Below are 20703 nucleotides of genomic sequence, written 5' to 3'. Positions count from 1 at the left end.
TGTATAAAACAGCCTTGGCAAAAATGGTTTCATTTGATACTATATTTGCATAATCTGGGACGATGTGATCCATCGGCTTAGTTTTGCTTTCCTATATTCTGGAGTGTTCCATGACCGACTTGTTTGAAAATCCCATCGGCCTTGACGGATTTGAATTTATCGAATTTTGCGCCCCGACAAAGGGAATGCTTGAACCTGTCTTCACCGCGATGGGTTTCTCTCATATCGCCCACCACAGGTCAAAAGATGTGGATTTATGGCGGCAGGGGGAGATTAACCTGATCGCCAATTATGAACCGCGCAGTCATGCTGCTTATTTTGGCGCAGAGCATGGCGCGTCGGCTTGCGGGATGGCATTTAGGGTTAAGGACGCGGCGAAGGCCTATGCTGAGGCAATAGAGCGCGGTGCAGAGCCGGTGGAGGCCAAAACGGGTGTTATGGAACTGCGCATCCCTGCGATCCGCGGTATTGGCGGAGCGTTGATTTATCTGGTCGACCGTTATGCGACGCTGGATAACCCGGATGCTTTGTCGATTTATGACATTGATTTTGAATATCTTCCCGGAGCGGATCGGCATCCGGTCGGCGCGGGATTTAAGCTGATCGATCACTTGACCCATAATGTTTATGGCGGGCGGATGGATTATTGGGCGGCATTTTACGAGCGTATCTTCAATTTCCGTGAAATCCGTTATTTTGATATCAAGGGCGAATATACCGGACTGACCTCGCGCGCGATGACTGCCCCCGATGGTAAAATTCGCATTCCGCTTAATGAAGAAGGGAAAGCTGGCGGCGGGCAGATTGAGGAGTTTTTGCGCGCCTATAACGGTGAGGGGATCCAGCATATCGCCTTTATCTGTGATGATCTCATCGCGTGCTGGGATAGGCTGAAGGCGTTGGGCACGCCGTTCATGACTGCGCCGCCCGCGACTTATTATGAGATGCTGGAACAGCGGCTCCCCGGTCATGGTGAACCGGTCGCAGAGCTCCAAAAACGGGGCATATTATTGGATGGATCAACCGACGATGGCGATCCCCGGCTTTTGCTGCAGATATTTTCGGAGACGCAGGTTGGTCCTGTGTTTTTTGAGTTTATCCAGCGTAAGAAAGATGAGGGATTTGGCGAGGGCAATTTTAAGGCCTTGTTCGAAAGCATTGAGCGCGACCAGATTGCTCGCGGCGTTTTGGAAACGGAGCCTGCACAATGAGCGTGCCCTTCGCGTTGAACCGAATCCATCATGTCGCCTATCGGTGCAACGACGCCAAGGAGACGGCCGATTGGTACCGCGATAATCTGGGCATGGAATTTACCACGGCATTTAGCGAGGATCACGTTCCCTCGACCGGCGCCTATGACCCGTATATGCATATTTTTCTGGATTGCGGTGGGGGTAATATCATTGCCTTTTTCGAATTGCCGGAGCAGCCGGAAATGGGCCGCGATCCCAATACTCCGCAATGGGTGCAGCATATTGCCTTTCAAGTCAGTGACTTGGATGCCCTGCTGGCGGCGAAGCGGCATTTGGAGGAGCAAGGAATTGACGTGCTCGGCCCGACGCATCATGGCATTTTTAAGTCGATTTATTTTTTCGACCCCAATGGCCACCGGCTGGAATTGGCCTGCGATATCGGGACCGAGGAACAATATGCTGAGCTGCGCCGGGTCGCGCCGTTAATGCTCGACGAATGGAGTAAAACCAAAAAGGCGCCGCGCCATGCCGATTGGTTGCATGCACCCGAATAGCGCTATTTCTTCTTCCCCTTTTCTGCGCGCAATTCTAAGAAATATGCGCTTTCGATTGATGGCGTTCCGGTTTTGGGCGTCGCGTTTTTCGGCAGTTGCGCCTCCAGCGCAGCGAGCCACTCCTCGCTTTTTGCACCAAAGGAAAGCTGCGGTTCCGACGGGGTGAGATCAAATTCTTTCTCCCACCCGCCAATAATATGTTGCATATCGCCGGTTATTTCGGTCAGCGGCTTGGGCGTGCGCAACCCATGATTGACCAGCGCATCGCCGAAAAAAGTCCAATCATTTCCGGGGGCACAACCAAAGGATGGGCGCATTGATGAAGCGGCAGTGATAATGATGCTGTCATCGCTTTTCAAATCAGGAATAAATTCGCCCGAATAGCAGGCCGAAATCATAATCAGCCGCCTTTTTATACCTAGGTCGGATAGCATTTTCGCCATCCGGCTCGGCGCGATCATGCCGAAACCTTGCCGGCCGTCCTGATATACGATGCCGATCTTTTTGTTACCGTGGCTTGTCGTGTAGAGGATCAGGACATCTTCGGCCAAATCCATTTTTTCGGCGATAGCGGCCAGCGCGGTGTTGATATTCGCCGGGGATCCTTGCGCCGCGCCATTGCGCGAGTCTGTGGTCAGTAAAATCGTCCGCCCCTCGGCATTATATCGCCGGGCGAGAACTTTCGCGGTTTCCTCTGACTCGCTGCGAAATACGGCATCGCCGTCCAATCCAGCGACCAGAATATAGGCATCGACCGTGCCCGGATTTTGGGGTTTCAAAGCGGCAATGGCGCTGGCGAGCCGGTTATGCTGTTCCAAATACCATTGGGCTGGGCGGCCTTGCTCGCTTGTTACGCCTTTATCGGCTGCAACGATTTCTTCGGCATTTTGGGCCTGAGAGGGCATGGTTGCGGAAGCCGATAAAATAGCAAATGCGCCGAACAATCGGTAAAGCATATCTAATCCCCAAAAAAATCCTGTTACAGCCATGATTTCCTCATTTGTGCCTTAACAGCCGTTGATCCTGCATCATATTGCGCCCATGCTGCGTGCAGGTTGTAAGAGAGAAGGGAAAGAAATGAAACTAGCATCGCTCAAATCCGGCCGTGATGGCAAACTTGTGGTCGTGTCGGATGATCTCGCTTGGTGTGCCGATGCGGGGCATATTGCTCCCACCATGCAGGCGGCATTGGATGATTGGGACCGGATTGCCCCCGCGTTGCAGGCGCTGTCGACGGATTTGGCGCATGATGTGATACCAAAAGACCGGTTCCATGAAAGAGAGGCCGCCGCGCCTTTGCCGCGCGCGTATCAATGGGCGGACGGGTCGGCCTATGTCAATCATGTCGCATTGGTGCGGCAGGCGCGAGGGGCCGAATTGCCGGATAGTTTCTGGCACGATCCGTTGATGTATCAAGGCGGTTCGGACGAATTTCTGGGTCCGCGTGATGACATTCCGTTGGGTGATGAAGCATGGGGATGCGATTTGGAGGCGGAGATTGTGGTGGTAACCGGCGATGTCCCGCGCGGCGTATCGGCGGCCGAGGCGCTGAGCCATATCCGCTTGGTGGGGTTGGTCAACGACGTGTCGCTGCGCAATTTGATCCCCGATGAATTGGCCAAGGGATTTGGTTTTGTCCAATCCAAACCCGCCAGCGCCCTGTCCCCGGTTTTCGTCACGCCCGAAAGTCTGGGGGATTATTGGCAAGCGGGTAAGCTGCACCGCACGTTGATGGTTGATTTGAACGGGAAAGCATTTGGCCGGGCGGTGGCGTCGGATGATTGCACATTCGATTTTGGCGTGCTGATTGCGCATCTGGCCAAGACGCGCAATATCGGGGCTGGTTCGATCATCGGATCGGGCACCGTGTCGAACCGCGATGCAGATGGCGGCCCGGGAAAACCGGTGGCCGAGGGCGGATTGGGCTATAGCTGCATCGCCGAAATAAGGATGATCGAAAAAATTCAAAAAGGCGAAATGACCACGCCATTTTTGAAAGATGGCGATACCGTCCGGATCGAGGTGCGCGATGATGCGGGCCACAGCATTTTTGGCGCAATTGAGCAGCAGGCGGTGCAGGCGTAAGATCGCGGTGGACGCATATGCGTCCGCGCTAAAGGTTATTAAGGTAACCGCAAATGGAGGCAATGACGGCAACTTTTGCAGGACAAACGCAGCAAGTAATTGAAATATAGAGTCTTCTCGATTCATCTGACGATGACGGAATGGGATTGTCAAATGGCCCGTCATGCCGCGAGTCATCGTGCGGATTTGGGAGGTGCAGGCGGTAACGGAGCCAGCGCCCGTGCCAGCAGCCGGTTATCATAGCGGCGCTTTTCGATTATCCGCACGCCGCCCTCTTTGCGAATAATAAGCGTTTCGCCCTGCAACGCGCGGGCAATCGCATGGGAATAGGCATTGTCGCGGCCCATTTTTACCGCCAAATCCCACGCTTGGGTAAAATCAAGCCGCTCCGCATCCCATTGCGGCGGCGCTTCGCCCGACAAATAACGCTGCATATGTCCGCGTTTTTTCAGGGCATGGGCCGATTTGGGCGACATACCGGCGGCCCGCGCCGCTGCGGCAACGATGCCAATATGTTGCAAATGCCGGATAAAAAGCCGCTGCCGGTCCGCCGTCCAACCCGATGCGCGTTTGCGTTCCATCGCAACCGGGATGAAGGGAATATCCTCCTTATCGGGTGTGAATACCACTTGCTCCTTCGCCGCGAATTGCCGCCAGCGGGGAAGGGGTTGATTGGATTTATCATCTATCTTCATCCGCCAGTATATGCGCGAAATACGGTAGTGTCTCAGTTTGAAATTTGACAGTGCAATCCCTATCTCATTGCTATATGCTTAGCGGCAAGCAAAGGAGATTGTATTGTTATCTGAAATCCAAGAATTGAGGAATGATGCCGAAGCATTGGTTGAATCTATCCGGTTGGACTGGAGAGACTTGGCGGAATTACCCCTTACTCAAGAGCAACGTCAAGGCATCCGCACCCATATCCAATGGGCACAAGAGGAACTTGGTGGGCTTTTGGCAGAATTGGACGCGCTCGATGCCTAAAGGACCAAAAGGCCAGAAGCGACCAGCCGATGTGATCGGCGCGGCGGTTATGATCGCCAAGATCGCAACTGGCGAAGAAGAGGAAACGGAAGATAAGAAGGCGTCCAGCGCCGCTGCGAAGCTTGGCAGCTTGGGCGGCAAGAAACGTGCCTCCAATATGACGCCGGAGCGGCGGTCAGAGATTGCTAAGAAGGCAGCGGAAAAGCGATGGGGACACGCTCAAGATGCACCTTCGAGAGACAATTCATAATTGTCGCCTTGCTTAGGGGAAACCTTGTCTAGGTTGATTTTAAACTCGTCCCAAGAACCCGCTGCTTTCATGAACATTGTAACCATATGAACATGCTGAGCTAAAAGTGGATGCCCTATATCATCGGTAAACAACTGATGTAGTCGCCCTTTTTTCTTGCCTGAATTAGTTTTTGGCATTCTATTTTCCAGTTCTTTACGCAATCCAGGCGCTATGCGATCATAGATAAAATCATTGGTGTAATGAGCGACAATTTGCGGTGGATTGATTTGCCGCCCGCGCCATTCCCATCCTCGTAGCCTATAAATTTGCTTGTAAAATTCATCTGGAAATCTTTTGGCCCATGCCGCAAGTTCTTTGCGCAAAACAGCCTCAAACATTTCTTGCAGCGCAAGGCGGTTTCGCACGTCCTGATAGCCCGTCGCCTCATCAACAAGTGCTACGATACCAATTTCCGCCAATGCCGATTTGATCGCCTTGGCGGCAAAAATCATTTTTTCGTAGCGCTTCGGAATGCCTTTTTCCTGAGATAGAAAACTATCGCCAAAGGCAATATAGACATCTGCAACTTTCAGTATCAGCCGAGCATTATATCCCGCGCCTTTTTTGCCAGACCGAGTGCGGAAAAAGATAGGTTTGGTCGACTCTTCTAACTCATTGTCAATAAACGGTTTAAGAGCCTTGGCTTGCAAAAAGAAGGGTAGTTCGTCGACAGTTGAAAGAACGCCAGTTCCAGCTTTAGGTGAGCGCGATCTGCCAAGCGCTCTTAAGAATGTAGCCTGAGTTATGATTCGGCGCTCGTCACGAAGAACAGCGCAAGCAACGACCTTGTCCCCGATCAAAAATTCGCCCTCAAAATCGGCCTCTGGCAAGTCTGCTGACCACCGTGATTCTGCGGCTTTCTTCGCAATTTCAGAACGGCGCTCCGGTGATAGTCCCGCTGCGCGCCTTACCCCGCCCTTTGAACGATAATCGTCTGTCATAAATACTCCATGCTTGCTAAACCAATTGACCAAGCATATGCTTGCCATCAAAATAATGCAAGCATGGATATATAATGTTGATTTCACTTGACCCTAAGCATAAAAGTTCATATCAAAATCGTATGAACAAATTGCCCATCGAAAAACGCCGTCAAATTCTCGCAATGCTCTGCGAAGGCTCATCAATGCGTTCGATTAGCCGCGTTGCAGATGTATCAATCAACACGGTTTCAAAGCTTTTGGTTCAAGCAGGTGAAGCTTGCATCGCTATCCACAATGATAACGTGCAAAGCGTCCAATCAACCCGTATCGAGTGCGATGAAATATGGTCGTTCTGCTATGCCAAAAAGAAAAACGTCAAAACCGCAAAGGATGCACCCGAAGGCGCTGGCGATGTTTGGACATGGACGGCGATTGATGCTGATAGCAAGCTGATCGTGTCCTACTTGGTTGGCGGGCGCGATGCCGAATATGCAATGGAATTTATGGACGATCTGCGCGCACGTCTTGCCAACCGCGTCCAGTTAACCACAGATGGCCACAAAGCCTATCTCGAAGCTGTTGAGGGTGCTTTCGGTGCAGATGTGGACTACGCGCAACTGGTTAAGATGTATGGCGCTGCACCTGAAAGCATGAAGGGCCGTTACTCACCTGCCGATTGCACGGGCATCAAGAAAATACACCGCGAAGGCAATCCAGACATTAAGCACGTATCGACTAGCTATGTTGAACGTCAAAACCTCACAATGCGTATGTCCATGCGCCGCTTCACTCGCTTAACCAATGGATTTTCAAAGAAGTTGGAAAATCACATTCACGCGTTGGCGCTCTATTTTGTATTCTATAATTTCACCCGCATTCATAAGTCGCTTAAAATGTCACCTGCGATGGCCGCTGGCATCACTGATACGCTATGGTCACTGGATGATATTATCGCTAAGATTGACGAGATGGCTCCTGCACCTAAAAAGCGCGGCCCTTACAAAAAGCGAATTTCAAACTGAGACACTACCCGAAATACCATTATGTAGGAAAGTTATAATAACGCGGTTATTCAGACAGGGTGTTCCAAGTTTACGGCCTAGGACAAGGTCCAAGCGCAATTTAAGCAAGCCGCCCGCTCACCCGGTCTTCACAAAACTGTCCATCACCCGTTTGCTGCCTGCGGTTTCAAATTCTATATCCAGTTTGTTGCCTTCAATGTCGATTATTTCGCCATAGCCGAATTTTTCGTGGAATACGCGCATACCGACGGCGAGGTCGGCGCGGGGTTTGGCGGCGAAGCTGGCGGCGCTGCGGGTGTTTTCTGCAATGCGTTGCGGCACAGGATTGAAGCCGCCCGATGCCGCCGCGCGTTGCCAGCCGGGACCGCGTTGACCGGCGCGGGTCGCATTGGCGGCGGCAAGATGCGCAAACGGATCGCCTTTTTCCGTCCAATTGGCCCGCCATAACGATGCCCCGCCGCTCATGCTTTCCTGCGCCTCTATATGGTCGGCGGGCAGCTCCGCTATGAAGCGGCTGGGGATGCTGCTCGTCCATTGGCCGTAAATGCGGCGGTTGGCCGCGTGCAAAATGGTGCAGCGTTCGCGTGCCCGGGTGATCGCGACATAGGCGAGGCGGCGTTCCTCCTCCAAACTGGCCAGGCCCCCTTCGTCGAGAGATCGCTGCGAGGGAAACAGGCCTTCTTCCCATCCCACACAAAAGACATTTTTATATTCCAGCCCTTTGGCCGCGTGGATAGTCATGATCGTGACTTGATCGCCGCCTTGCTGTGCATCATTGTCCATGACCAAGCTGACATGCTCCAGAAATTCGCCGAGCGTTTCATAATCTTCCATCGCGCGGGCAAGTTCGCTTAGATTTTCGAGCCGTCCCGATGCCTCCACACTGCGTTCGGCCTGCAGCACATCGGTATAGCCGCTTTCGTCCAGCACTTGACCGATCAATTGCGAAGGCGGCATCCGCCCGGCCATTTCGCGCCAGCTCGCGATTTGGATCATCAGGTCGGACAGCGACTTGCGCGCTTTTCCGGTCATTTCATCGGTGCCGGTCATGGCGGCTGCGGCAGCGGATAAGGGCATCCCTGCGGCGCGGGCGAAAATGTGGATTTTCTCCACCGCTTTATCGCCTATGCCGCGTTTGGGCGTATTGACGATCCGTTCAAAGGCTAAGTCATCGGCAGGCTGGTTTATAATGCGCAGGTAGGCAATAGCATCGCGAATTTCGGCGCGTTCGTAAAAACGAAAACCACCTATAATCTTATAGTTAAGGCCGATTTGTATGAAGCGGTCTTCAAATTCGCGGGTTTGATGCTGCGCCCGGACCAGGATGGCTATATCGCTGAGCGGGCTGCGATATTTGCTTTGCAGGGCCTCAATTTCTTCGCCAACGCGCCGCGCTTCTTCGGGACCATCCCACACGCCGATCACCTGCACTTTTTCGCCTTCATCCAGCTCGGTCCAAAGCGTTTTGCCCAACCGGGTGCTATTGGCGCCAATCAAACCCGACGCTGCGCCCAATATATGCGGTGTGCTGCGATAATTTTGTTCCAGCTTGATGATTTTTGCGCCGGGGAAATCTTTTTCAAAGCGCAGGATATTGGCCACTTCTGCGCCGCGCCAGCTATAGATGGATTGGTCGTCATCACCGACGCAGGCAATGTTTTTGCGTTTCTGCGCGAGCAGACGCAGCCACAAATATTGGACGGCATTCGTATCCTGATATTCATCAACGAGGATATATTTGAATCGTTGTTGATAGTGTTCCAATATGTCGCGGTGGTTTTTCAGAAGGTTCAAGCTATGCAGCAACAAATCGCCAAAATCGCAGGCATTGAGCGCGAGCAAACGGTTTTGATATAGCGCGTATAATTCCTGACCCTTACCATTGGCAAAAGCTTCATTATCGGCGGGGGTCAGGTCGGCGGGCGATAGGCCTTTATTCTTCCATCCGTCGATCAAGCCTGCCAGCTGCTTGGCCGGAAAGCGTTTATCGTCGATATCCTGCGCCTGAATAAGCTGTTTTAGCAAGCGGAGTTGGTCATCGGTGTCGATGATCGTGAAGTTGGATTGCAGGCCCATAAGCTCGGCATGACGGCGCAGCATTTTGGCACCAATACTGTGGAATGTCCCCATCCACGGCATCCCTTCGACCGCATCACCGACCATCGCGCCGATCCGTTCCTTCATCTCCCGCGCGGCTTTATTGGTGAAGGTGACGGCGAGAATTTCGGACGGCCATGCCAGCTGATTGGCCATGATCCAAGCGAGCCGCGCGGTGAGCGCCGCCGTTTTTCCCGTCCCCGCTCCTGCCAGCATCAGGACAGGCCCATCGGTGGTCAGCACCGCGTCACGTTGCGGCGGGTTTAGCCGGGTGAGCCATAGCGGCGCATTATCGGGAATCGCGGTGGCGGCTATATCTTCCATAGATAGAACGATTAGGGAACGGCCTGCTGCGATGCAAGCGGAACGATATTCTTTTGCAGCGCGGCGCTTAAATCTCCAGCGGGCGCAGCAGGGTAAGCCTGGCCTTGCCCACATCGCGGACGGTTTCGGTTTCAAAGCCCTTTACCTGCGCATCTTCTGTCCGGGCGGTTTCGATGCTGATCCAGCTGGACGGGCTGACCCAGCCAAGCCGCGCCATTTTTTCGAGCGCGACGACGCCTGCGCCGGTGCCATAGGGCGGGTCCATCAGGATCAGGTCATAAGCGCGCACCGCTTTGCCCAGCGCCATGGCCGAAACGGGGCGGACATCGCAGAGCCGTTTGGCATCCAGTTTATCGATGTTTTTTTCCAGCGCCTGTAACGCCGGGCGGTCATGTTCGACAAAGGTGCAATGCGCCGCGCCGCGCGATAATGCCTCCAGCCCCAATGCGCCGGAACCAGCAAACAGGTCGATCACCTGCAACTCGTCAAAAGAACCCAACCGGCTGGCCAGCATCGAAAACAGTGTCTCACGCGTGCGGTCGGCGGTGGGCCGAGTGGTTTCGCCTTTGGGCGCGATGATCGGGCGCGAACGCCATTGGCCAGAAATGATACGCATATCCTGCGCTATAAAGAAAAACGCGCCGCCGCCAAGCGGGGATTTCCGGCTTTGCGGCTTAACGCATGAACAGATGTTTGCGCACCGCCGCGTTGGACGGGTCCGGTTCCATCGTATCAAAATCGGGCACCGGACGGCCCAGCAAATACCCTTGCACATTTTCGATCGGCAAGGCTTTTAGCAGCGTTAATTGCTCGACATTTTCAACCATCTCAGCGGTGACATCGGCATTCACCGCCTTGCACAGATGCAGCACACCGATCAGCAGGTCACGGGCACGGGCATCATAGACAATCTGGCTAATCAAACTGCCATCCAGCTTTATGTCGTCAAACCGCATCTGTTGCAGATAGCCGATCGAGGCATAGCCTGCGCCAAAATCATCGAGCGCAATTCGCACGCCAATTGCTTGCAATTTGCCCAATACACGCTGCGCGACTTCGGGATTGCTGAGCAGCGCTGTCTCTGTCACCTCGACACATAGCCGCGACGGATCAAATTGCATCTCGGACAACATGGCGGGTAAAATCGTATCAAGGTTCGATGTGCCAAGCCCGCTGCCTGATAGGTTGAAGGACAGGCGGCTGTTACCCGGCCATTGCCGCGCGGTTTTCAGGGCCTCTCGGAACAGATGCACGGTCAATTTGGTGGCAAGGCCGCTGCGTTCTGCAGCAGTCACAAAATCCGACGCAGCGATTGTGCCAAGCACCGGATGCTCCCACCGGGCCAGCGCTTCAAAACCAACATGATCGCCAGTCTTGAGCGCAAAAATCGGCTGAAAATTCAGGGTAATCCCCGCCATTTGCATATCATCGGACAGCGCCTGTTCAATCATTGTCCGCCGCCGTACGCGCTCTTCCATATTGCCTTCAAACACGCTCATCGCGCTCGACTTGCTATTCTTTGCTTCATATAGGGCGATGTCAGCATGGACCATCATTTCCATGGGATCATCGGGCATTTCCGTTTTCATCGCGATGCCAAATGCCGCGCCCAGCCGGATTTCATGCTCGCCCAAATTGATCGGCTTGCCCAGTTCGCGCAGCATATGCTGCACCTTTGCTTTGACCCATTCGGGTCCTTGCGGACGGGGGAAGAGCACCGCAAATTCATCCCCGCCCAGCCGCGCGACAATCCCATCCTTACCCACCACCGCAGTCAGGCATTGCCCGGCATTGATCAGCAACCTGTCGCCTGCCGCATGGCCGTAAGTATCGTTGATCGGTTTGAACCCGTTCATGTCAATCATCGCCACAGCGACGGGTTTTTCAGGGCGCTGCGTGCGGATGCGGTTCAAAGCATCCATGAAGGCCCGGCGGTTCGGCATATTGGTAAGCTGGTCATGATGCGCGAGCCGGTTGGCATAAGCGCGTTGTTCCAGCATCAGGCTGCGCGAGGCGACGATGCGGCTCATCTGCGCAAATTGGTTGGCAACCATATAAATGACGAGCAGCGCAACCAGCAGCATATTTGCGGCCATACCCATCATCATCACATCGCCGGTCAAGCTCATGGCCAGCGTGATATAAAATGATCCTGTCAAGATGACGGCATACGTCGCCGCAGGCAGCGCCATGAGGCAATAAGCACAGGTGATCGTGCTCAATATGGTGAATAGCGGGATGAAAGCATAATATTGCGCCGGTACCGACCACATAATCATCACGGCCCAGCTGCCCAGCAATATCGCCACACCGGCCGCTGCAAATATGATACCGCGCAGTGCCTTTCGCATTTGCGCGACACTTCTGCCTTCCAAGCTCGCCGCTCTGTGACGCCATAACAGCAAACGGCCGAGCATGATCGGCGCAGTAAAGGCCGGAAAAGCAAATGCCATGACCGGACCTGCGCCTTCGAGTACGGCGAAGGCCATGAACAGGCTGTTTACGAACATGATGGCGTATAAAACCGGAATTTGCCGCGATAACCAGCGAAATTGTTCGCGCACCAATTCATCGCTTGCGCGTTGCAGCCCGAGCGCGTCACGGGCGCGTTCAAGATATTGTCCGATAGCCATCTGATTAGACCGACGGCCATAACGCTGTGCAGTTAATTAAGTTTGAAAATCACGCAGATATTCTGACTAGGGTCCCGACCCTAACCAGCCTAGATCTCAATTTGTTTATTTTGTTTCTTCAAGCTATTGCGAAATTCAATCAGGTCAACACGCCGGATTTCCGCGACCTCACCGGTCGGCATATTGCCGAGCACAAAGGGACCATAGCGCGTTCGGATTAACCGGTTCACTTCCAATCCCAGATGTTCGAGCACGCGGCGCACTTCGCGGTTTTTACCTTCGGTCAAGGTCATTTCAATCCACACATTCGCGCCGGTGCGCCGCTCCATATTGGCGTCAATCTTGCCATATTGCACGCCGTCCACTTCGACGCCTTGAATCAATTCTTCCAGCTGATCCTGGCTAATCATGCCGAAACATCGGGCGCGGTAGGTGCGTTCAATGCCGGTGGAGGGCAGCTCCATCTGCCGCTTAAATTCTCCATCATTGGTCATCAACAACAGGCCCTCGGTATTGAGATCGAGCCGGCCAATCGGCATCAAACGCGGCAATTCAGGCGGCAGCAAATCGTAAATCGTTTTGCGCCCGGAAAAATCACGCTCTGCGGTTAAGCAGCCTTCGGGTTTGTGAAACAAATATAACGCGGTGGGGGCGGGCGGACCCACGGGCTTTTCATCCACCGCCACGCCGTTCAGGTTTTTTAGAAGCGTCGCAGGCGTCGTCACTTTTTCTCCGTTCAGCGTCACGCGGCCATCGGCAATCATCCGTTCGACTTCACGGCGCGATGCGATACCGGCGCGCGCCAGCAATTTCGCAATCCGTTCCTCACCATCCTGACGGGGAAGGGGATTGTCGGTTTTGGCAGGGCCTTTCCCGCTGCGACGCGGTTTGTTATCCCAGCGGATACGCGGCGGTTTTGCGCCGCTTTTTGGGGTGCGATCACGGGGCGGGCGGGAAGGTGTCTTGGCCATAACCCGCCCATGGCGCAAAAGCTGTGAAAAGTCACTGGCTATTCAGGAAAAGGTCGCTAATTCTGCCAGCCATCAATAATACGGGAAGGAACACATTAATGAGCCAAAGCTATATCTGGATTGGTATCGCGATACTATTTGCTCTGATTTATAAATTTGTTCCTAGAGAGAAACTGCCGTCAGGGATACAACCCTATCTGGAGAAAGAGCCATTGGCGGCTTTGATGGTGGGAATATCTTCTGGCTTCCCCTACGCAATGATCGGGGCCACATTGACCACACGATTGGCACAGGATGGCATCGATAAAAAAACGGTAACTGCTTTTTCCCTTATATTTTTGGCTTATAATTTCAAATGGCTGTGGGCTTGGATTGTCGATGGCGTAAAATTGCCCATAATCGGTCGTCTGGGACAAAGAGTATCTTGGATGCTGTTTAGCGGTGTTTTTGTTATTGCCGCTGTTGCCAATCTGGCGCTTGCCGATCCTAGTGTAGACGTGGGGTATGTGGCGCTCTCGGCAATATTGGTAGGTATAGCGGGTTCGACTTTTGACATTGTGATCGACGGTTATCGGATTGAAGTGTTGAAACCTGATCAGTTGGGGGTTGGATCGGGGATGAGTCAATATGGCTGGCGGATAGGCTCGGCCGGGGCCGGGGCCTTAGCGCTAGTGCTTGCAGCCCGATATGGATGGTCAATTGCTTACATTGCATGCGCCGCATTCGCATTGCCAGCAATGATTACGGCATTGCTCCTTGGGGAGCCTGAACGTCACCGGGAACCTGCCAAGAAAAAAGGCATATTGGAAATGGCCCGTTCGGTTTACGGGCCATTTACCGAATTTTTTCAGCGTAATGGTGCTTTGATAGCGTTGCTATTCATACTGCTTCATAAAATTGGCGACACGTTGGCCAATCTGACATTCCGATTGTTATTCGAGGATCTGAAATTCACCAATGATGAAGTAGCATTTTACGACGTGGGCTTGGGCTTTTGGGCCTATTTGATCGGCATTTTCATCGGCGGCTATCTTTATACTAAATTGGGAATGAAGCGGTCTGTTCTGATCAGTTTGATATTGATGGCAGTCAGTAATTTGTCGTTCGCAGGGTTGGCCGCGTCCGGACATAATAATTGGGCGATGGCGGGTGCTATTGGATTTGAGAATATTGCAAGTGGCATCGGCGGAGTGGCATTGGTCGCCTATTTTTCTGCGCTGTGTGATTTGCGTTTCACGGCCTCGCAATATGCTCTGATCTCCGCAGCGGCGAGCATTGTCGGCCGCTTTTTGACCGGAACAACGGCTGGTAGTTTGATTGAGGGTATGGGCTATGTGAATTTTTACCTGCTTACAACAGTGGCGGCGGTGCCAGGCATTTTGCTCTTTTGGTATATGATCCGGACCGGGCTTGTGGACGAAGCAGCAGGCACGGCGGGCAAAACAGAAACCGGACAAACTACCTAATCCGGTTCCTGTCCATTTAGCCTGAGCACTTCTCCCGCGAGGTAGAGCGTTCCGGCGATCAGCACGCTGTCGGTCCGTTTGGGTGATAGCGATGCCATGGCGGCGATGACGTCGATGGCGGATGCGACGGGCAGGCCCTGTGCCGCCGCCTCAAAAGCAGAGGCGGGATGATGGTCATGGCCCGGCACCGGCACCACCGTTATGCTCGCGATTTTGGGCAATAGGGGCTCGATAATCGCGCCGGGGTCCTTATTGGCAAGCATTCCGGTTATCAAGTGGATGCTGCGCGGTGCGGCGCTGTCAAAATAAGCGGCAATCGCTTCGCCGCCTTGCCGGTTATGGCCGCCATCGAGCCAGACGCCTGCGACCGGGGGCAATTGCAGGGTCAGCATCCCGCCGCTCAATCGCTGCATCCGCGCTGGCCAGAATGCCCATTCCATCGCGGCGGCATAGGCGGCATCGGGCAACCGCACCGCTGATTGATGGCGCAGCATTGCGATGGCGAGCGCGGCATTATCGCTTTGATGCTCGCCCGCCATACGGGGCAGGGGCAGTTTCAAACTGCCCTGTTCGTCGCGGTAGACCAGATGCCCGTCATATATTGCCGCGTCCCATGCCTGTTTACGGGGCAGCAGCTTCGCGCCTGCCTGCGCCGCTTGCTGCGCCACGGCTTGCGCGACTGGTGGCGGATAGATTTGCGTCAGCAGCGGCACGCCATGTTTGGCAATCCCCGCCTTTTCCCAGCCAATACGAGCGGGCGGGGTCAGGTCGGGGACGCCTTCCTCCGGAGCGAGCAAAAAAGCTTCATGGTCAATGCCCAGCGCCGCGATCCCGCAGGCCGCAGGGGCGGGGATGATGTTGGTCGCATCCAATCGTCCGCCAAGGCCAACCTCGATAACGCAGGCATCGGCGGGCGTCCGGGCAAAGGCGGTGAGCGCCGCCGCAGTCGTGACCTCAAAAAAGCTGGCGGCGATGCCCTGCGCCTCGGCGGCGTCCAATATCTCGCTGAGCAGGGGTGCAAGGGCGCTATCGCCAATCAGCTTTCCTGCCACGCGGATACGTTCGTTAAACCGCGCGAGATGCGGGCTGGTATAGACATGGACGGTCAGGCCCGCCGCCTCCATCGCGGCGCGCAGAAAGGCGCAGGTTGATCCCTTGCCATTGGTTCCCGCGACGTGGAAAACGGGCGGCAAGGCGTCTTGCGGATTGCCCAGCGCCGCCATCAGCGCCGCGATCCGCTCCAGCCCCAAACTATCGCGTCCGGGCGAAAGCCGGTTCAGCCGGTCAAGCTGCGCCTGAACGGCGGGGTCGGAGGAAATGGCATGGTCGGGCATTATGTTTGAAACTTTATGATTTATCATTCCCGCGAAGGCGGGCATGACAAAGTTGGGGTATCAACTTTCAGAACTAAGCCGCCTGTTTCGCCGCCATCAAATAGCCGATCAGCTTCGCCAATGTCGCGCGCAATTCATGCCGGTGCGTGACCATATCGATCATACCATGAGCGAGCAGATATTCGGCGCGCTGGAACCCTTCGGGTAGTTTCTCGCGGATCGTGTCCTGTATCACCCGCTGTCCGGCAAAACCGATCAGGGCGCCGGGTTCCGAAATCTGAATATCGCCGAGCATCGCATAGCTGGCGGTGACGCCGCCCGTGGTCGGATCGGTCAGGACGACGATATAGGGCAGGCCGGCATCATGCAGCATCTGGATCGCGACGGTGCTGCGCGGCATTTGCATCAGCGACAATATACCCTCCTGCATCCGCGCGCCGCCCGCCGCTGTGAAGATGATATACGGACATTTCGCGGTGATCGCTTCTTGCACGGCTTCGATAAAACTCTCACCCACGGCCATGCCCATCGATCCGCCCATGAAGGCAAAATCCTGCACGCTGATGACGGCTTTATGCCCGTCCACGGTGCCGCGCGCGCTGACCATCGCGTCGGTTTCGCCGGTTGCGGTGCGGGCCGCCTTAATTCGGTCGGTATATTTTTTCGTATCCTTGAATTTCAGGGGATCCTCGGCAACGCGCGGCGGGGGCAGGATTTTATAGCTGTCATCGTCAAATATTGCCGCAAACCGTTCGGCAGGACCGATGCGGCCATGATGGTCGCATTTGGGGCAAACCGATTGGTTTTCCTCAAATTCCTTCAAGAAAATCATCGCTTCGCAGCCCTTGCATTTATGCCAGAGCGTATCGGCAGTTTCGCGCTTCGCCACAAATGGCAACGCATTGCGGACGCGGGTGACCCAGTTCATATTGATCCCTTAATTTATGTGTTTATGAGTTTAGGCCGGATGGGCGTGTGCTGCAACTCTTATGCTGCTTTGGCGGTGAGCATGGTGCCAGAATTTTCACGCACAGGAAAAAAGAGAAATAAGGAAATAAGAAACTCTGCACTTAATGTTGGGACAGGCCAAAGACCTCTAAAATCGTATTTTTCTTCTTATCTTTGCGTGAAACAAATGGCACCCCGCTACCCGCGCGCACCCACGATCGCGGCTTTCAACGAGGCAATATATTCGCGCACTGGCTCTGCCGCATCCCGGCCATGCTGCGCGACTAATTCAACAATCGCGCTGCCCACGACAACGCCGTCGGCCACCTTTGCAATATCAGCAGCCTGCTGCGGCGTGCGCACACCAAATCCAACCGCAACGGGCAAATCGGTTCCGGCCTTTAACCGCGCAACCGCTTCATCAATGCTGGCCTGCGCCGCTTGTTGTAGGCCCGTGATACCCGCGACGCTGACATAATATAGAAAGCCGCTGGCATTACCTAGGATGGTGGGCAACCGCGCCGCATCGGTGGTCGGCGTGGCAAGGCGGATGACAGCAATATCGGCGGCGCGCAGGGCATCGCCTAGGCTGTCGTCTTCTTCCACCGGAATATCAACGCAGATCACGCCGTCGACACCAGCAGTTACGCAAGCTTGCGCAAACCATTCCGGCCCCCGGATCGTCATCGGGTTGGCATATCCCATGAGGACCAGCGGAACCTGCGGATGCCGCCCGCGGAAATCGGTAGCAAGTTTCAGGACATCGGCAGTCTTCGTACCTGCCGCAAGGCTGCGGATGTTGGCGGCCTGAATTGCCGGGCCATCGGCCATCGGGTCGGTGAATGGCATACCCAGCTCGATAACATCTGCCCCGCCCGCGACGAGGGCGTCCAGATTGGCTGCGGTGTCGCCATCGCCCGCCGTGATGAAGGTGACTAGTGCGGGGTGGGCTTTGGTGAAGGCGGCGGAGAGCCTATTTGGGTCGAGGCGGGTCATACCTTCCCCTCTCTGCTGCGACTAGGCAGTAAACTGCCAAGGCTCGCTTCTCTCCCCTGAAGGGGAGAGAGAAGGCTATTTATAGCCCTCTCCCCTTTAGGGGGGAGGGTTGGGAGGGGGGCAGCCAGTTGCGCACCAACCATTGTCAATACGCCCTCAATATTCGTCATCACATCTGAATTTGTAAACCTAATCACACGGAACCCCAGTTTCTGAAAATACTCTTCTCTGATCCGATCATACACGCGGGTGAAGGCGTGCGAGTCGCCATCGACCTCGATGATCAGCGTTGCGAAGCGGGAATAGAAATCGGCGATGTAATTGCCAACTACATTCTGGCGACGAAGTTTTATTCCTTCAAAACGTTTGGCACGCAGCTGATACCACAGTGTCTTTTCGGGTTCAGTCATTTCGCGGCGCATGGACCGCGCAAATTCAGTCAGTTGCGGATCGCGCATGCCAGCCCCTCTCTGCTGCGACTAGGCAATAAATTGCCAAGTCTCGCTTCTCTCCCCTAAAGGGGAGAGAGCAAAACGGAAGCCCTCTCCCCTTTAGGGAGGAGGGTTGGGAGGGGGGCAGTGAGCGAAAGCTCACTATGTTCAAATCTCCGTCCCTAGCGCCTCGGCCACCGTGAAAATATCCTTGTCGCCGCGTCCGCATAGATTGGCGAGGATGATCTGGTCACGATCCATCTTCACCGCTTCGCGCGCGACAGCCGCAATGGCGTGTGATGGCTCCAGCGCGGGAATGATGCCTTCGGTGCGGCAGAGCAGCTGGAAAGCGCTCAGCGCTTCGGTGTCCGTCACGCTGTCGTAACGCACGCGGCCGGATTCTTTCAGCCAGCTATGCTCCGGGCCAATGCCGGGATAATCCAGCCCGGCGCTGATCGAATGGGCTTCGTCAATTTGGCCGTCTTCGTCTTGCAACAGATAGGTTTTGTTGCCGTGCAAAATGCCGGGCTTTCCGCCCGCAAGGCTCGCCGCATGTTCCTTATCAAGGCCATGGCCGGCGGCTTCAATGCCGAGCATTTCGACGCTGGCATCGTCCAAAAACGGGTGGAACAGCCCTATCGCGTTGCTGCCGCCGCCAATGGCCGCGACCAGCATATCGGGCAGGCGGCCCACGCGGCTTTGCATTTGCGCGCGCGCTTCTTTGCCGATCACGCTTTGAAAATCGCGGACCAGCTCTGGATAAGGATGCGGGCCAGCGGCGGTGCCGATGATATAGAATGTGTCGTGCACATTGGCGACCCAGTCGCGCAGGCCTTCGTTCATTGCGTCTTTGAGTGTGCCAGCGCCGCTGGTCACCGGGATTACCTCGGCCCCCAGCAAGCGCATACGGAACACGTTGGGCTGTTGCCGCGAAATATCTTTCGCGCCCATATAGATGAAGCAGGGCAAGCCAAAGCGTGCGCAGACGGTGGCGGTGGCGACGCCATGCTGACCCGCGCCCGTTTCGGCAATAATCCGCGTTTTACCCATACGCATCGCAAGCAGGATTTGCCCGATACAATTGTTGATTTTATGCGCGCCGGTATGGTTCAGCTCATCGCGTTTGAACCAGACCTGCGCCCCTTTTCCGGCGGGCGCGTCCTTGCGCAATTCCTCGGTCAGCCGCTCGGCATAATAAAGCGGGCTGGGCCGTCCGACATAATGTTCAAGCAGATCATCAAATTGCGCCTGAAACGCGGGGTCCGCTTGTGCGCTGCGATAATGTTTTTCCAGATCGAGGATGAGCGGCATGAGCGTTTCGGCAACATAGCGCCCGCCAAACTGGCCAAAATGGCCGCGTGAGTCAGGTTTTTGGCGCCAGCTATTGGCCTGCGCGGGGGGTTGATTGGGAAAAGAGTTAGGAGTCGGTTCGGGCTGTGTCATATTGCTGCACCGCTTGGCAGAAGGCGGCAATCTTGTCCATATCCTTCACGCCCGGCACAGTTTCCACACCCGAAGATACATCGACCAAAGGCGCACCGGTTTGGCGGATCGCATCGGCGACATTCGCAATATCCAATCCGCCTGCGAGGCCCCAAGGGATTTTATGATCATATTGCGCCAGCAAGCCCCAATCGAAACTTGTGCCTGTGCCGCCATGCTGATCCCCCGCCGGAGCATCGAAAAGCAACACATCTGCTGCGCCGATATACCGGTCGCTCTGGCGCATGACTTCCAAAGTTTTGACGCCGAGCGCTTTCCAAACGCCGATGCCGGTTTTTTCCTTTACCAGCCGCAACCATTCCGGCGTTTCGCTGCCGTGAAATTGGATAATATGAGGGCGAACAATCTCGATCGCCTTGCCGGTCAATTCCGCCGATGCATTGACCATGACCAGCACGGTTTGCAAGGACAGTGGCGCATGGCGGGCAAGCGCAGCGGCTTGTTCCAGCGATATGTGGCGCTTGCTGGGCGCATAATGCATCAGCCCGATATGCGTCGCCCCGGCCTGTGCCGCGGCGTCCACTTCCTCCGGACGGGAAAGCCCGCAAATCTTAATCTTTGTGGTCATACGGATTGCTTAATCAGGATTTTGCACTAACCGCAACAGGCTGCCGTCTGGATCAAGCAGATATCCAATGACCATGCCGCTCTGTTCCAACTTGGGAGCATGAATGCGCGGGAACCCCGTTTGTTGCTGCGGAATGCCCGCTTTCTGGCAGGTCTGAAAAAATGTGTCGACATCGTCGAGCCGGAGGCAGCTTCCAAAGGAGCTATTAGCGGGATCAAGGTCCGGGTAAGGAAAAAATTCTAAGCAAATCGCCCCATTTTCAAGGATCATCCAGCCCTCTGCACGGTAACTGACTTCAAATCCAAGTCTGGAATAAAATGCTTCTGTGACCTCAAAATCACGAGACGGTAAATTTGGTGTGGCCTGGTTGGCCAAG

The 20703-nt window shown here is 54.8% G+C and carries 21 protein-coding genes; 7 read left to right on the top strand and 14 right to left on the bottom strand.

Going from position 1 to position 20703, the window contains the following annotated elements; translation table 11 throughout:
* The first annotated feature begins 110 nt into the window (after positions 1-110).
* Entirely contained in the window at positions 111-1211 is a 1101-nt protein-coding gene (hppD, locus tag ACFOWX_RS07930; protein WP_381422955.1) for a 4-hydroxyphenylpyruvate dioxygenase, read from the top strand.
* Entirely contained in the window at positions 1208-1747 is a 540-nt protein-coding gene (locus ACFOWX_RS07925) for a VOC family protein (RefSeq protein ID WP_381422953.1), read from the top strand. Before hppD ends, ACFOWX_RS07925 begins: the two co-directional genes overlap by 4 nt.
* A gap of 2 nt (positions 1748-1749) precedes the next feature.
* Here the strand turns inward: ACFOWX_RS07925 and ACFOWX_RS07920 are convergent, their stop codons facing one another.
* Positions 1750-2736 (bottom strand): C13 family peptidase, encoded by a 987-nt coding sequence (locus tag ACFOWX_RS07920; protein WP_381422951.1) that lies wholly within the window; start codon positions 2734-2736, stop codon positions 1750-1752.
* A gap of 88 nt (positions 2737-2824) precedes the next feature.
* On the opposite strand from ACFOWX_RS07920, the gene ACFOWX_RS07915 reads away from it, so the two are divergent.
* Positions 2825-3832 (top strand): fumarylacetoacetate hydrolase family protein, encoded by a 1008-nt coding sequence (locus ACFOWX_RS07915; protein WP_381422949.1) that lies wholly within the window; start codon positions 2825-2827, stop codon positions 3830-3832.
* 173 nt (positions 3833-4005) lie between these two features.
* Here the strand turns inward: ACFOWX_RS07915 and ACFOWX_RS07910 are convergent, their stop codons facing one another.
* Positions 4006-4527: a hypothetical protein gene (locus tag ACFOWX_RS07910; protein ID WP_381422947.1), complete on the bottom strand. Its 522-nt coding sequence runs from the start codon at positions 4525-4527 to the stop codon at positions 4006-4008.
* A gap of 103 nt (positions 4528-4630) precedes the next feature.
* Here ACFOWX_RS07910 and ACFOWX_RS07905 point away from each other — a divergent pair, with 103 nt between their 5' ends.
* Together ACFOWX_RS07905 and ACFOWX_RS07900 are read left to right on the top strand one after the other, a co-directional pair.
* Positions 4631-4819, top strand: a complete 189-nt coding sequence (locus ACFOWX_RS07905) for a hypothetical protein (RefSeq protein WP_381422945.1) — start codon at positions 4631-4633, stop codon at positions 4817-4819.
* Complete coding sequence (locus tag ACFOWX_RS07900) at positions 4812-5069, top strand: hypothetical protein (RefSeq protein ID WP_381422943.1); 258 nt, start codon at positions 4812-4814, stop codon at positions 5067-5069. The genes ACFOWX_RS07905 and ACFOWX_RS07900 overlap by 8 nt, the downstream gene beginning before the upstream one ends.
* Here the strand turns inward: ACFOWX_RS07900 and ACFOWX_RS07895 are convergent.
* Positions 5039-6052: a P63C domain-containing protein gene (locus ACFOWX_RS07895; protein ID WP_381422941.1), complete on the bottom strand. Its 1014-nt coding sequence runs from the start codon at positions 6050-6052 to the stop codon at positions 5039-5041. The genes ACFOWX_RS07900 and ACFOWX_RS07895 overlap by 31 nt on opposite strands.
* A 122-nt stretch (positions 6053-6174) precedes the next feature.
* Here ACFOWX_RS07895 and ACFOWX_RS07890 point away from each other — a divergent pair, with 122 nt between their 5' ends.
* A complete protein-coding gene (locus ACFOWX_RS07890; RefSeq protein WP_381422939.1) occupies positions 6175-7056 on the top strand; it encodes an IS1 family transposase in 882 nt (293 codons plus the stop codon).
* 117 nt (positions 7057-7173) lie between these two features.
* On the opposite strand, the gene ACFOWX_RS07885 is transcribed toward ACFOWX_RS07890, so the two are convergent.
* From ACFOWX_RS07885 to ACFOWX_RS07870, 4 genes are all read right to left on the bottom strand, one after another.
* Positions 7174-9477 carry an ATP-dependent helicase gene (locus ACFOWX_RS07885; protein WP_381422937.1) on the bottom strand — a complete coding sequence of 768 codons (2304 nt, stop codon included), beginning with the start codon at positions 9475-9477 and terminating at the stop codon, positions 7174-7176.
* A 67-nt stretch (positions 9478-9544) separates the two neighbouring features.
* Positions 9545-10093 carry a 16S rRNA (guanine(966)-N(2))-methyltransferase RsmD gene (gene rsmD, locus ACFOWX_RS07880; protein ID WP_381422935.1) on the bottom strand — a complete coding sequence of 183 codons (549 nt, stop codon included), beginning with the start codon at positions 10091-10093 and terminating at the stop codon, positions 9545-9547.
* A 58-nt stretch (positions 10094-10151) separates the two neighbouring features.
* Complete coding sequence (locus ACFOWX_RS07875) at positions 10152-12110, bottom strand: putative bifunctional diguanylate cyclase/phosphodiesterase (RefSeq protein ID WP_381422933.1); 1959 nt, start codon at positions 12108-12110, stop codon at positions 10152-10154.
* Positions 12111-12199: 89 nt separating this feature from the next.
* Entirely contained in the window at positions 12200-13081 is an 882-nt protein-coding gene (locus ACFOWX_RS07870) for a pseudouridine synthase (protein WP_381422931.1), read from the bottom strand.
* Positions 13082-13179: 98 nt separating this feature from the next.
* Between ACFOWX_RS07870 and ACFOWX_RS07865 the strand changes: the two genes are divergently transcribed.
* Complete coding sequence (locus tag ACFOWX_RS07865) at positions 13180-14547, top strand: AmpG family muropeptide MFS transporter (protein WP_381422929.1); 1368 nt, start codon at positions 13180-13182, stop codon at positions 14545-14547.
* On the opposite strand, the gene ACFOWX_RS07860 is transcribed toward ACFOWX_RS07865, so the two are convergent.
* The 7 genes from ACFOWX_RS07860 to ACFOWX_RS07830 form a co-directional block, all read right to left on the bottom strand.
* Positions 14544-15881, bottom strand: a complete 1338-nt coding sequence (locus ACFOWX_RS07860; RefSeq protein ID WP_381422927.1) for a bifunctional folylpolyglutamate synthase/dihydrofolate synthase — start codon at positions 15879-15881, stop codon at positions 14544-14546. The genes ACFOWX_RS07865 and ACFOWX_RS07860 overlap by 4 nt on opposite strands.
* Positions 15882-15954: 73 nt before the next feature.
* A complete protein-coding gene (gene accD, locus ACFOWX_RS07855; protein WP_381422925.1) occupies positions 15955-16809 on the bottom strand; it encodes an acetyl-CoA carboxylase, carboxyltransferase subunit beta in 855 nt (284 codons plus the stop codon).
* Between the two features lie 218 nt (positions 16810-17027).
* Positions 17028-17825: a tryptophan synthase subunit alpha gene (trpA, locus tag ACFOWX_RS07850; protein WP_381422923.1), complete on the bottom strand. Its 798-nt coding sequence runs from the start codon at positions 17823-17825 to the stop codon at positions 17028-17030.
* Complete coding sequence (locus tag ACFOWX_RS07845; protein ID WP_381422921.1) at positions 17822-18283, bottom strand: endonuclease domain-containing protein; 462 nt, start codon at positions 18281-18283, stop codon at positions 17822-17824. The genes trpA and ACFOWX_RS07845 overlap by 4 nt, the downstream gene beginning before the upstream one ends.
* A 141-nt stretch (positions 18284-18424) precedes the next feature.
* Positions 18425-19699, bottom strand: a complete 1275-nt coding sequence (trpB, locus tag ACFOWX_RS07840; RefSeq protein WP_381422919.1) for a tryptophan synthase subunit beta — start codon at positions 19697-19699, stop codon at positions 18425-18427.
* Positions 19674-20327 carry a phosphoribosylanthranilate isomerase gene (locus ACFOWX_RS07835; RefSeq protein ID WP_381422917.1) on the bottom strand — a complete coding sequence of 218 codons (654 nt, stop codon included), beginning with the start codon at positions 20325-20327 and terminating at the stop codon, positions 19674-19676. Before ACFOWX_RS07835 ends, trpB begins: the two co-directional genes overlap by 26 nt.
* Positions 20328-20336: 9 nt before the next feature.
* Positions 20337-20702 (bottom strand): bleomycin resistance protein, encoded by a 366-nt coding sequence (locus ACFOWX_RS07830; RefSeq protein WP_381422915.1) that lies wholly within the window; start codon positions 20700-20702, stop codon positions 20337-20339.
* Position 20703 lies beyond the last annotated feature (1 nt).

Source organism: Sphingorhabdus arenilitoris (genome assembly GCF_042651485.1).
Classification (GTDB): domain Bacteria; phylum Pseudomonadota; class Alphaproteobacteria; order Sphingomonadales; family Sphingomonadaceae; genus Sphingorhabdus_B; species Sphingorhabdus_B arenilitoris.
Note: the sequence above shows the minus strand (reverse complement) of the source record. Positions and strands in the feature narration are given on the sequence as shown.

Bases quoted from the DNA above. Each gene is read 5' to 3' on its own strand.
- hppD (WP_381422955.1), top strand. From the start codon at position 111: ATGACCGACTTGTTTGAAAATCCCATCGGCCTTGACGGATTTGAATTT.
- ACFOWX_RS07925 (WP_381422953.1), top strand. From the start codon at position 1,208: ATGAGCGTGCCCTTCGCGTTGAACCGAATCCATCATGTCGCCTATCGG.
- ACFOWX_RS07920 (WP_381422951.1), bottom strand. From the start codon at position 2,736: ATGGCTGTAACAGGATTTTTTTGGGGATTAGATATGCTTTACCGATTG.
- ACFOWX_RS07915 (WP_381422949.1), top strand. From the start codon at position 2,825: ATGAAACTAGCATCGCTCAAATCCGGCCGTGATGGCAAACTTGTGGTC.
- ACFOWX_RS07910 (WP_381422947.1), bottom strand. From the start codon at position 4,527: ATGAAGATAGATGATAAATCCAATCAACCCCTTCCCCGCTGGCGGCAA.
- ACFOWX_RS07900 (WP_381422943.1), top strand. From the start codon at position 4,812: ATGCCTAAAGGACCAAAAGGCCAGAAGCGACCAGCCGATGTGATCGGC.
- ACFOWX_RS07895 (WP_381422941.1), bottom strand. From the start codon at position 6,052: ATGACAGACGATTATCGTTCAAAGGGCGGGGTAAGGCGCGCAGCGGGA.
- ACFOWX_RS07890 (WP_381422939.1), top strand. From the start codon at position 6,175: ATGAACAAATTGCCCATCGAAAAACGCCGTCAAATTCTCGCAATGCTC.
- ACFOWX_RS07885 (WP_381422937.1), bottom strand. From the start codon at position 9,477: ATGGAAGATATAGCCGCCACCGCGATTCCCGATAATGCGCCGCTATGG.
- rsmD (WP_381422935.1), bottom strand. From the start codon at position 10,093: ATGCGTATCATTTCTGGCCAATGGCGTTCGCGCCCGATCATCGCGCCC.
- ACFOWX_RS07875 (WP_381422933.1), bottom strand. From the start codon at position 12,110: ATGGCTATCGGACAATATCTTGAACGCGCCCGTGACGCGCTCGGGCTG.
- ACFOWX_RS07870 (WP_381422931.1), bottom strand. From the start codon at position 13,081: ATGGCCAAGACACCTTCCCGCCCGCCCCGTGATCGCACCCCAAAAAGC.
- ACFOWX_RS07865 (WP_381422929.1), top strand. From the start codon at position 13,180: ATGAGCCAAAGCTATATCTGGATTGGTATCGCGATACTATTTGCTCTG.
- ACFOWX_RS07860 (WP_381422927.1), bottom strand. From the start codon at position 15,881: ATGCCCGACCATGCCATTTCCTCCGACCCCGCCGTTCAGGCGCAGCTT.
- accD (WP_381422925.1), bottom strand. From the start codon at position 16,809: ATGAACTGGGTCACCCGCGTCCGCAATGCGTTGCCATTTGTGGCGAAG.
- trpA (WP_381422923.1), bottom strand. From the start codon at position 17,825: ATGACCCGCCTCGACCCAAATAGGCTCTCCGCCGCCTTCACCAAAGCC.
- ACFOWX_RS07845 (WP_381422921.1), bottom strand. From the start codon at position 18,283: ATGCGCGATCCGCAACTGACTGAATTTGCGCGGTCCATGCGCCGCGAA.
- trpB (WP_381422919.1), bottom strand. From the start codon at position 19,699: ATGACACAGCCCGAACCGACTCCTAACTCTTTTCCCAATCAACCCCCC.
- ACFOWX_RS07835 (WP_381422917.1), bottom strand. From the start codon at position 20,327: ATGACCACAAAGATTAAGATTTGCGGGCTTTCCCGTCCGGAGGAAGTG.